This window comes from Streptomyces sp. ActVer, from assembly GCF_027270795.1.
Classification (GTDB): Bacteria; Actinomycetota; Actinomycetes; order Streptomycetales; family Streptomycetaceae; genus Streptomyces; species Streptomyces umbrinus_A.
Map to the genome: position 1 here is coordinate 1 of NZ_JAPWHT010000371.1, position 10,486 is coordinate 10,486.

Genomic DNA, 10,486 nt, shown 5'->3' on the forward strand with positions numbered 1-10,486 from the left:
GCGTCGCCCGCACCCGGTACCCCTCGGTGTCCGCGCCCGCCGGCCGGTGCCCCGCCGCCTCCAGCGCGAGCGCGGCGGCCTGCACCAGATGCGTACGTTCCCACGCGCACGGCCGGTCCACGACCCCGTGCGGATTGGTCATGCGGCGCAGTTCGAGCAGCCCCTGCCAGGCGCTGTGCACCTCACGTATGCGCGACGGACCGGCGTCGATGCCCTCCTCGCCGCCGACCCGGGCGGCGAACACCCCGGAGGACTCCCGGGCGGGCTCGGCCGCTTCCGGAACGCTCGCCGCCGGGGCGGCCGTCTCCTCGCGGACCCGATGCCCGGCGGGCGTCAGGAAGTGATCGTGCGGCGGACGCGGATGCCGGAACGCGAGCTCTCGCTTCACCAGCGCCGCGAGCTGGCTCTCCGTACCTCTGAGCCGTCCGGTCACGGGATCGGCCGCGTCGATGACGCGCCGCTGCGCGGCGGTCGGCGGTCGTGTCATGGCGCGCTCCTTCCCGGTCCGTCGACGAGGGGGCCCACGCGAGGATCCAGGCGATCAGCGGGCCCATTCGAAGACTACGACCCGGCTCTGACATCGCCCCGCCACAGGCCCACGAAGCGCACCGCCGGACCGCGCTGGCGGACCGCTTCCTACTGCCGGTAGCCGCTCAGGAACCGGCCGATCCGGCTGATCGCCGCGTCCAGGTCGTCGGCGTGCGGGAGGGTGAGGATGCGGAAGTGGTCGGGGGTCGGCCAGTTGAAGCCGGTGCCCTGGACGACCTGGATCTTCTCCCGGAGCAGCAGGTCCAGGACGAACTTCTCGTCGTCGTGGATCTTGTGGACCTTGGGATCCAGGCGCGGGAACGCGTAGAGCGAGCCCTTCGGCTTCACACAGGACACGCCGGGGATCTCGTTGAGCTTCTCCCAGGCCACGGTGCGCTGTTCGTGCAGGCGTCCGCCCGGAGCGGTCAGCTCGTGGATGGACTGCCGGCCGCCGAGCGCGGCCTGGATGGCGTACTGCGCGGGCGCGTTGGCGCACAGTCGCATGGAGGCCAGCATGGTGAGGCCCTCGATGTAGTTCTTCGCGTGCTGCTTCGGACCGGTGATCACCAGCCAGCCCGAGCGGAAGCCGGCCACCCGGTACGTCTTCGACAGGCCGCAGAAGGTCAGCACCACCAGGTCGGGGGCGAGGGCGGCGACCGAGTGGTGCACGGCGTCGTCGTACAGGATCTGGTCGTAGATCTCGTCGGCGAAGACCATCAGGCCGTGCCGGCGGGCGAGGTCGAGGATGCCCTCGATGATCTCCTTTGGGTAGACCGCGCCGGTGGGGTTGTTCGGGTTGATGATGACGACGGCCTTGGTACGGTCGGTGATCTTCGATGCCATGTCGTCCAGGTCCGGGTACCAGTCGGCCTGTTCGTCGCAGAGGTAGTGGACCGCCTTGCCGCCCGCGAGGGTCGTGACGGCCGTCCAGAGGGGGAAGTCGGGCGCGGGGATGAGGATTTCGTCGCCGTCCTCGACCAGCGCCTGTACGGCCATCGAGATCAGCTCGGAGATGCCGTTGCCGAGGAAGACGTCGTCGACGCCGACCTCCAGGCCCAGCGTCTGGTAGCGCCCCGCCACGGCCCGGCGGGCCGAGAGGATGCCGCGCGAGTCGGTGTACCCATGCGCTTGGGGCAGCATCCGGATCATGTCCTGGAGGATCTCCTCCGGCGCCTCGAAGCCGAAGAGCGCGGGGTTGCCGGTGTTCAGGCGCAGCACGCTGTGGCCTGCCTTCTCCAGCGCGTCGGCGTGCTCGATCACCGGGCCCCTGATCTCGTAGCAGACCTCGCTGAGCTTGTTCGACTGCCGGAACTCCATGCGCGCTCGCCCCTCCGGTTTCGTGTGTTGCTTGGTTTTACCAAGTTCGAGCTTGGAAAGTCCAACAAGTTGTCTAGACTGCGTCGCATGTCACCTCGCCGAAGCTACGACCAGTACTGTTCCGCTGCCCGGGCCCTCGACGCCCTCGGTGACCGCTGGACCCTCCTGATCGTCCGCGAGCTGCTGGCCGGTCCGCGCCGCTACACCGACCTGCACGCGGATCTGCCCGGCGTGAGCACGGACGTCCTCGCCTCCCGGCTCAAGGACATCGAGCGGGACGGTCTGGCGACCCGGCGCCGGCTGCCGCCGCCGGGAGCGGCGAACGTGTACGAACTCACCGCCCGTGGGCGCGAGTTGCTGCCCGTCCTCCAGGCACTCGGCGAGTGGGGCGCACCCCTGCTGGCGGAACGACGGCCCACCGACGCGGTACGCGCCCACTGGTTCGCGCTGCCGTTGCTCCGTTCCCTGGAGGGACTTGGCGACGGCGTCGTCCAAGTCCGGCTGGACGAAGGGGAGTTCTACGTACGACTCGGCGCGCCGGACGGCCCGGTCTACGGGGAGGGCCCGGCCCCCGAGGAACCCGACGCCGGCCTCTCCCTCGACGCCGAGGCATGCACGGCACTCGCGAGAGGCGACCTGGCCCTCCTCGACGCGGTACGGGACGGCCGCGTCACGGTGACGGGCGAAACCCCCCTGGCCAAGACACTCCGGGACGCCTGACCCCGTCTCCGGACGCCAAAAGGCCCGCCGCGCCATGGAGTTGGCGCGACGGGCCTCTTTGCAGGGCGGGGCTGAGCAGGACCGGTTCCAAACTCGCTGAGGCACAGCGCCCCTTCAAGGGGCGCGGGGAACTGCGCGACCAGCCCCCCACCGCCCCCCAGACAACAACCGGCCATCCAGCGGAGCGCTACGGCGCAGGCCGTGCAGACCGCCCCCGCGTCAGCGAGTACCCGCCAACCCCCGCGAGCGCCGCCAACACACCGCCCACCCCGGTCCACACCCAGCGGTCGGACCACCAGCCGGAGGCCCACCCGTCATCGGGCTCGATGCTGGACAGCACGGCGACCGAGGTCTCGGAGTCCTCGTCGCTGTCGCCACCCTTGGCCGCCACGGCGACCCCGGGAACGAGCGGCTCGGCCAGCGAGCCGTCCACCGCGGCGGCCCCGCCGACATCCTTCGAGTCGACCTGGACCTCGGCGCTCACGGGAAGCCCGAGGTCGGCCGCCTTGAGACCGACGGTGGTCAGCCGGACGTAGTACGTGCCCGGCAACGGGTCGTCGGCCCACGGCTCGGACCAGGCCCGGACCGTACGCAGCGTGCAGGACAGCTCCACGGAGGCCGCGTCCTGGGCGGCCGTCCGCGTCTGCGCCCCGTACTGGCACGCCTGGCGGCGCCGCAGCCCGTCGTACACGTCGACCTGCCAGGTCGCGGAGGCATGCGCGTCGGGCAGCTTCACCGTCGCCCTCACGGTGGGCCGCTGCCCGGCATCGGCGGGGAAAGACCAGTACAGGTAGTCGCCCATGGACGCGCTCGCGGTCGCCTGCTGCCCCTGGTCGACCTCGGTCGCCGTACGGAACGACGTACCGGCCGAGGTGGGCCCGGCGCCGTCGTCCGACGGGCTCGCGGAGGGAGAGGAGTCGGCGACCGCCGGAGAGGCGGCGGCCGCCAGCACCAGCAGACCCGCACCCACCGCACGGCCTGCCCGCCCGACACCGCCTGCGCGGACGTCAGTCGGAACACGGAGACTGCTCAATACACGAGTGGTACGCATCAGTTGGTCCTCCAGACCGCGACCCGCCAGCGCGAAACCCAGCCCCACAGCACACCCGCGAGGAAGCCGGTGAGCACCAGGGCGCCGAGCAGCCACCAGCCGCGACCGAGGCCGAACGAGGCCACGTCGCTCGACGTGTCGGGAGCGTCGACGACGTCCACGGTGAGTTCGAGCGGCAGTCCGGGCGTGGTCTTGACGCCGGAGGCCGCAGAGAAGGAGTTGGCGACCTGCAGGCACACGGCCTCGGCCGCGGGCTTGCTGTCGGAATCGTCGTCGTCCTCGCTCTCCGCCTTCGGGTAGCGCAGACCGGCGGACATCACGTCGGTCCGGCCCGAGCCGGTCGACTCGCCGCGCACGATCTCGCGCCCGCTCGCGGTCACCGCCCGAAGCGACACCCCGTAGTCGCGGTTGACCTGACGGTCGGCCGCCACGCTCACCGACGCGCGCAGCTCGAAGCCCGCCGGGACGTCAACGCGGTACCAGCGGTGCTGCCCGAACTCCTCGCGGTCGGTGTAGAGGCCGGACTTGAGCGTGGGTGCCTGTGCGCACGCGTCCGCGCCGTCCACGGCGACCGGGGTGACCACCGGGTCGGCGGCCCGGTCCACCAACTGGTTGACCTTGTCGGTGAGTTCGTCGGTGTGCTCGATCGAGGTGTACGTTCCGCCGGTCGCCTCCGCGATACAGCTCAGCTGCTGCCGCAGTTTGGTGTTCGGCACCAGGCCGAGCGTGTCGATGGTGAGGCCGATCCCCTTGGCGGCGATCTCCCGAGCCACCTCGCACGGGTCCAGCGGGGCGCAGGTGTCCTCGCCGTCGCTGATGAGGACGATACGGCGGGAGCCCTCGCCGCCCTCCAGGTCGTCGGCCGCCTTGAGGAGCGCCGGGCCGATCGGGGTCCAGCCGGTGGGCGCGAGGGTCGCGACGGCGGTCTTCGCCTCCGTGCGGTCCAACGGCCCCACGGGGTAGAGCTGTTCGGTGTCCTTGCAGCCCGTCTTGCGGTCGTCGCCGGGGTAGTTGGCGCCGAGTGTCCGTATGCCGAGCTGGACCTCCTCGGGGGTCGCGTCGAGGACCTCGTTGAAGGCCTGCTTCGCCGCGGCCATCCGCGTCTGTCCGTCGATGTCCCGCGCGCGCATCGAACCGCTGACGTCGAGGACGAGGTCGACCTTGGGCGCCGCGTCACCCGTGGGTTCGCCGGCGACGGCTCCGGCCGGGAGGGCGATCCCGGCCGTCAGGGCGGCGAGCAGGGCGCAGGCGCCCACCGCCAGCCGTTGTCTTGTGATCATCGCCGGATCCTATTGATCAATGGCGTCACGCATCAAAACGAGGGCGGGGCGAGGGCCGGGGCCGGTCGAGTCAGGGGCCGACGAGCGGGTTCGGCAGCCGCGCCCAGATGTCCCCCGGCCGCTCCGACGACAGCCGCATCGTCGTCAACGCCTTGGCGGGCAGCGGCTCTTCGAGCAGTGCCGCGAGATCCGGGGTGCGCGGCAGATCCCGTACGGCCGCGGACAGCGCGTCTCGCAGCGCGGTCGTCGAACCCGCCGTGGCCGCCAGTGCGCCCGCGACGAGTGAGCCGAAGAGCTTGGCGCGCAGGACGGACTCGTCGTCCGTGACGATACGGCCCGTCAGGTCCGGGGCCGGTATCCCGTGGCGGGCCAGCCGCGCCGGGCTGATCCGGATGTCGGCGAGGTCGCGGTAGACGAGCCGCAGCGGGGCGCCCGCGGGCGAGAGCACCACCAGCAGGTTCTGGCCGTGGGCCTCCAGGGCCACGCCCAGGTCGAGCAGGCGCAGCCCGACGGCGAGCGCGAGCCGGCTGAACTCGGCCAGCCAGGCCGGGGACTGGGGCAGCACGGTCGACGCGAGAGCGGCGACCGGGACGACCCGCTCGCCCGCCTCCGCGTACACGTCCGGGGACTCGCGCAACACCGCAGCCAGATCAGGGGTGTTGGCGGTGACCGCACCGAGGGTCCGGGTGATGTGCAGCATCCCGTCCAGCCGCCCGGCCATCGCCTCCATGAACGCCGACACGGCCGCCGCCGACTCGATCGAGTACACCGAGATGTCCCGCACGGAGGAGGTCAGCCGGGCGCTGAGCGCGGTCTTGACGTGCGGTCCGTCCGTGAGGGCCAGGGTCCGCAGGGACATCAGGGGATGCGCGGCCAGGCTCTCCCCGGCGACACCTTCCCCGACGGCCCTCTCATCCTTCAGCACATGCCGCGCCTGCCACGGATGTACGGGGATCAGCACGCGCCCCGCCTCCCGGTACGGCCACTCCCCGCCCACCAGACAGGCGCCCTCCGGCACCGCCATCAGCCCCAGCTCGACGTCCGCCCGGTGCTCCGGCGCGTACGCCAACTGCTCGGCCACCGAAAAGCCGGGCCGGGAACGGCAGTTGGGGTGGAACGGGTGCCCGTCCACGATCCGCTGCTCCCACCCCCAGGACGTGAAAGGAGAGCTCATGGCGGGCTGGTTGGCGCGGGAGAGGGCCAACGAGGCGACGCTGTGGCCGAGTTCGACGGCGAAGGCATGACCGTGCGGCAGTCCGAGTGCCGTCATGAGCGCGGCCGGGTGGCGGTACGCCGTCCCGTCCAGCTCGACCTCCCCGACGGTGCCGGCCGTCGCGTACGCGTCCGAGGCCGGGCCGTGCAGACGACGCCCGTCGGCCAGCCGGAGCACCAGCCCGTCGTGCCCCGCCGGCTCCCGGCTCGTGACCCACGGCAGCGGCTCATGGACGAGCCCGCGCCACAGCCGGGTCAGCACGGCCGCGCGGGCACCGGGGAGTTCGACCGCGTAGGGGGACAGCAGAGCGGGGCGTACCGTGCGCAGCTCGGCGGCGAGAACGGCCTCGGTCCCGACCGGGGTGTGGGGAGGGTGCACAGAGGGCTCCTAGGGTGTGGGGACGGCGTCGCGGCCGGGTACAACGCCGGACATACTGAGCGCCAGGGCACCGTACGCAACGAACGGATCGCGTGGACCTCATGCACCCCATGCCACCCATGCACCCCGGGGACGGCATCGGCGAAGCAGCCGATGCGTACGCGGCGGCGCCGCTGCTCAGTTGTCTGCTGCGGGAACTCGGCGAGCCCGCTCCGGGGCCCGGGGAGTCCGGGGACCGGCGCGTGTACCGGCTGCCGGCCGGGGGACGGCTCCTGCGGGTGCGCGCCGGACGCCGCCCCGCCGAGCCGGAGGTGTACGCGGCCGGTGCCTGGCAGCGCCTGAGCCACGCGGAACTGGTGAAACTCACCGCCGAGGTCCTCCGTGGGCACACCGGCCTGTCCAACCCCGAACTGCCCATCGAGATGACCGACAGCCGGGACGCGGTGGCGGCGATCCTGACCGCCAGGGTGGGGACGACCCCGCCCGACGACCTGTACCGGCGTTCCGAACAGTCCCTGATCACCGGACATCCCTACCATCCCGCCCCCAAGGCCCGCGGCGGAGGCCCGGTCACCGGCTGGATTCCGTACGCCCCCGAGGCGTACACCCGCTTCCCGCTGGTGCTCCTGGGGCTGAGGGAGGACGTGTGCCTGGAGGAGGGAGACACGGGCGCGCTCGACGAGCTGGGCGAGGCCCCGCCCGGCTATCGCCTCCTGCCCGCCCACCCCTGGCAGCTCGGCCTCGTCGGCGCCCGCCCGGAGATCCGCGAGGCCTTCACGGACGGCCGCCTCGTACGGCTGGGCCCCTCCGCGTGGACGGCCTGGCCGACGGCGGCCATCCGCACCTTGTACGTCCCCGACACCGACCTCTTTCTGAAGTTCAGCCTCGACGTCCGCATCACGAACGACATCCGCCGCCTCTGGCGCCACGACCTCCTCCTGCTGCGCCGCACGGACGCGGCGGTGACCTCGGCCTTCGCGGCCACGGACACTCCCGCGGCCTGGCTGAGCGACCGCGGCTACCGCACCGCCGACTTCGCATTCGAGGAGCTCGCCGTCCTCGTACGCGACGGGCTGCGCACCCATGTGACCCCCGGCGCGACCCCGGTCCTGGCGGCCGCGTTGACGGAGGTCTTCGAGGGCAACCCCGTCGACGATCTCGCCGACCCGGCCGCCTGGTGGACGGCGTATCTGCGTCAAGTCGTCCCGCCCGCCCTGGAGTTGTTCGCCCGGCACGGGGTCGTACTCGAAGCGCATCTGCAGAACACGGTGGTCGCCGTGGACGCCGACGGGATGCCGGTGCAGGCGCTGTTCCGCGACGCGGAGGGTGTGAAACTGCTGCCCGAGGTGACGCGCGCGGCCGGGTGGGAGCGGCTGGTGTACTGCCTGGCCGTCAACAACCTCCTGGAGATCGCGGAGGCGCTGGGGGAGCGGTACCCGGGCACGGAGCTCTGGGACGCCGTGCGACGCGAGCTGACGCGGTGCGGCGCGGAGCTGCCCGAAGCGGCCGAACTGCTCCGGGCCCCGACCCTGCCCGGCAAGACGAATCTGCTGCTGCGCTGGACCGGCGCGGACGGCGCCGACGCACGCTATCTGCCCGTCCCGAACCCTTTGCGCCCGCCGGACGCGGCGGGCGGTGGCGGGAATATGGATGCCTGAGTCAGTCCTTTTGGTCTTCCGCCTTGAGGTGCGTGGCGAAGAAGCCGTCGATGCGCCGCCACGCGTCGACGGCGGACTCCGGGTGCGGCCTGATTCCGGCGACACGCATCAGCGGATGCAGCGCGCGTGACCCCACCTCGGCGTCGTTGAGGAACGAATGCCCGGCCTCCGGGTACTCCTTGACGTCGTGGACGACGCCGAGCCGGTCGAGTGACGCCTCCAGCTTGCGGGCCGCGCCCGGCAGCGTACGGTCGCGGGCCCCGTAACTCGCGACGACGGGGCAGGAACCGGCGAGCGCCCCGTCGAGTTCCTTCGGCAGACGGCCGTAGTTGACGGAGGCGGCGTCGAACTCGCCGTCGTTCACGGCGAGGAGGGCGAAGGAACCGCCCATGCAGAAGCCGATGATGCCGATCCGCCCGGTGCAGTCGGGATCCCGGGCGAGGCGGGTGCGGGCCGCCTCGATGTCGCGGAAGGCACGGCCGTGGCCGGACAGGGCGGCCCGGAAGGTCGGCACCAGACAGCGGACGGTCCCTCCGTCGGTGAACAGGTCCGGCATGACGACGAGGTACCCGGCTCTCGCCAGCCGCTCCGCCTGACGGTGCATCACATCATTGACGCCCAGCGCCTCATGGACCACGACGACACCGGGCCAGGGGCCCGCCCCCACGGGCCGGGTGAGATGGCCGGTGAGCCGACGGGAGCCACCGCGGGCGACGCTGAGCTCGGTGAGATCGACGGCGGTGGTGGTCGTGCCGGGCATGCGGTCCTCCGGGGGAGCGGCGACGGGGACGGCCGAGGCGAAGGGTGCCGCTGGACGGCCGAGGTGAAGGCTAGGGCGCGATGAAGGGCTGTACGCGCTTGCGGTAGTCCTTTGGCCGAACCTCGTTGTAGTGCTTGTCCTTGTCCTCGCCGTCCGAGGTGAAGATGTACATCGGACACTCGTCGGACCTGGCCTCACCCGTGTGCTCGGACAACTCCTTGCCCGTGCGCGCCTCGACGACCTTCAGGCGGTACGAGGTGTTGTACGTACTGACGGTGAACGGTTTGCCGTCGTCGCTCTCCATGTCGCACTTCTTGCCGGTCGGACTCGCCTTGGTGCGCTCGACGCAGACGACCAGCTCGGCGTCGGCCGGCTTGTCCGAGTAGCCGAGGACCCAGCCCTTGGGGAAGTCGCCGGCGGGCGGCTCGGACTGCGACCAGCTGTCGCCGGGGTTGTTCATGAGCACCGCCGGGTGCACGGTCTTCTTCGTACGGTCGTAGGCGGGCATCCCCGAGTAGCCGAGCCCGTCCGTGCACACCCGCTCCAGGTCCAGCGCGGTCGCCGGTACGTCCGCCGCCGAACTCGTCGACGCCGCCCCGCCGTCGTCGCCTCCCGCGCTGCCGCCCGTGCCTCCGGCCGTGCTTCCGGTGAGCGACGAGCACCCGCACAGGGCCACGCCCAGAAGCCCGGCGGTGATCCATACGCGGGCACGCGGCGTCGGCGGAGTTGACGGCGTTGAAGACATGTGGCGACCCCCATCGAAGAATGAACAGCAGGCAGGGCATGTCCCCCGGGTCATGCCCTGTCCCCCCTGCCCTGCTGGAGAACAGCGTGCCGCCCGCCCGCCGCCGCGGACATCGGGGAAGTGCCCCCATGTAGTTGTGCGGCCCCTGTGACTCGTGGGTACTACGCTGTGCGGACTCGAAGGAGCTTTCGACGGGGGCCGGTGGGGGCATTCCGGAAGAGGGCGCAGGGGGCCTGAGTGTCGTCGTTGTCGTCATCGGTACTGGTCGGCAGAGAACCGGAGCGGGATCTTCTGACCGCGGCCGTCCGATCGGCGGGCGAGGGGCGGGGCTCCTCGGTGTTCGTGCTGGGCGAACCGGGCATCGGCAAGTCGCGCCTCGTCGAGGAGGCCGCGGACGCCGCCGTACGCACCGGGTTTCGGGTGCTGCGCGGGCGGGCCGCGTCCGCCGGGCGCGCGGTGCCGCTGCGCCCGCTGGCGGAAGCCGTGTTCTCCGGACTGCGCGGCGAAGGGGCTCCCGCCGACGGGGACTTGGGCCCGTACGAGCCGCTGCTGTCGCGGCTGTGCGGGCTGGCGCCGCCGGACGGTGCGCCGCTGGTGGGCTACGCCGAGGCGGTGCTGCGGCTCCTCGGGACCCTCGGACGCACCGGCGGCTGTGTCCTGGTGCTGGAGGACCTGCACGACGCGGACGCCGACACGCTCACCATCGTCGACTACCTCACGGACAACCTTCCCGGCCAGCGGGCCGTCCTGCTGGCCACCCTGCGCGGTGGGCCCGGACCGGCGCCCGACCTCGCCGAGGCCGCCGTGTCCCGCCGTACGGCCCGCACCCTGCGCCT

At 72.1% G+C, this 10,486-nt stretch carries 10 protein-coding genes; 3 read left to right on the forward strand and 7 right to left on the reverse strand.

The annotated features are described in order from the left end of the window. Window positions 1–487, reverse strand: a 487-nt coding sequence (locus O3Q52_RS39885) for a hypothetical protein (RefSeq protein WP_269653457.1), incomplete at its 3' end; no start/stop codon positions are given. A 149-nt stretch (window positions 488–636) separates the two neighbouring features. After that, window positions 637–1,845 carry a pyridoxal phosphate-dependent aminotransferase gene (locus tag O3Q52_RS39890; RefSeq protein WP_269653458.1) on the reverse strand — a complete coding sequence of 403 codons (1,209 nt, stop codon included), beginning with the start codon at window positions 1,843–1,845 and terminating at the stop codon, window positions 637–639. An 87-nt stretch (window positions 1,846–1,932) separates the two neighbouring features. On the opposite strand from O3Q52_RS39890, the gene O3Q52_RS39895 reads away from it, so the two are divergent. After that, window positions 1,933–2,565 carry a helix-turn-helix domain-containing protein gene (locus tag O3Q52_RS39895; protein WP_269653459.1) on the forward strand — a complete coding sequence of 211 codons (633 nt, stop codon included), beginning with the start codon at window positions 1,933–1,935 and terminating at the stop codon, window positions 2,563–2,565. Window positions 2,566–2,752: 187 nt separating this feature from the next. On the opposite strand, the gene O3Q52_RS39900 is transcribed toward O3Q52_RS39895, so the two are convergent. The 3 genes from O3Q52_RS39900 to O3Q52_RS39910 all read right to left on the reverse strand — a co-directional run bounded on the left by O3Q52_RS39900 (window position 2,753) and on the right by O3Q52_RS39910 (window position 6,487). After that, window positions 2,753–3,664, reverse strand: a complete 912-nt coding sequence (locus O3Q52_RS39900) for a hypothetical protein (protein WP_269653460.1) — start codon at window positions 3,662–3,664, stop codon at window positions 2,753–2,755. Next, entirely contained in the window at window positions 3,616–4,896 is a 1,281-nt protein-coding gene (locus O3Q52_RS39905; RefSeq protein ID WP_266753524.1) for a VWA domain-containing protein, read from the reverse strand. Before O3Q52_RS39905 ends, O3Q52_RS39900 begins: the two co-directional genes overlap by 49 nt. A 70-nt stretch (window positions 4,897–4,966) precedes the next feature. Then, window positions 4,967–6,487: an IucA/IucC family protein gene (locus O3Q52_RS39910; protein WP_269653461.1), complete on the reverse strand. Its 1,521-nt coding sequence runs from the start codon at window positions 6,485–6,487 to the stop codon at window positions 4,967–4,969. A 110-nt stretch (window positions 6,488–6,597) separates the two neighbouring features. Between O3Q52_RS39910 and O3Q52_RS39915 the strand changes: the two genes are divergently transcribed. Next, complete coding sequence (locus O3Q52_RS39915) at window positions 6,598–8,145, forward strand: IucA/IucC family siderophore biosynthesis protein (RefSeq protein ID WP_269653462.1); 1,548 nt, start codon at window positions 6,598–6,600, stop codon at window positions 8,143–8,145. Between the two features lies 1 nt (window position 8,146). On the opposite strand, the gene O3Q52_RS39920 is transcribed toward O3Q52_RS39915, so the two are convergent. After that, window positions 8,147–8,905, reverse strand: coding sequence for a dienelactone hydrolase family protein (locus tag O3Q52_RS39920; protein ID WP_269653463.1), 759 nt, complete (start codon window positions 8,903–8,905; stop codon window positions 8,147–8,149). Between the two features lie 70 nt (window positions 8,906–8,975). Beyond that, on the reverse strand, window positions 8,976–9,650 hold the full coding sequence (locus O3Q52_RS39925; RefSeq protein ID WP_269653464.1) for a hypothetical protein: 675 nt from the start codon (window positions 9,648–9,650) through the stop codon (window positions 8,976–8,978). A gap of 237 nt (window positions 9,651–9,887) precedes the next feature. On the opposite strand from O3Q52_RS39925, the gene O3Q52_RS39930 reads away from it, so the two are divergent. Further along, window positions 9,888–10,486: ATP-binding protein (locus tag O3Q52_RS39930; RefSeq protein ID WP_269653465.1), on the forward strand; the 599-nt coding region annotated here is incomplete at its 3' end.

Excerpts from the sequence above, each read along its gene's own strand:
- O3Q52_RS39920 (WP_269653463.1), bottom strand. The coding sequence starts at position 8,905 with ATGCCCGGCACGACCACCACCGCCGTCGATCTCACCGAGCTCAGCGTC.
- O3Q52_RS39925 (WP_269653464.1), bottom strand. The coding sequence starts at position 9,650 with ATGTCTTCAACGCCGTCAACTCCGCCGACGCCGCGTGCCCGCGTATGG.
- O3Q52_RS39890 (WP_269653458.1), bottom strand. The coding sequence starts at position 1,845 with ATGGAGTTCCGGCAGTCGAACAAGCTCAGCGAGGTCTGCTACGAGATC.
- O3Q52_RS39915 (WP_269653462.1), top strand. The coding sequence starts at position 6,598 with ATGCCACCCATGCACCCCGGGGACGGCATCGGCGAAGCAGCCGATGCG.
- O3Q52_RS39895 (WP_269653459.1), top strand. The coding sequence starts at position 1,933 with ATGTCACCTCGCCGAAGCTACGACCAGTACTGTTCCGCTGCCCGGGCC.
- O3Q52_RS39905 (WP_266753524.1), bottom strand. The coding sequence starts at position 4,896 with ATGATCACAAGACAACGGCTGGCGGTGGGCGCCTGCGCCCTGCTCGCC.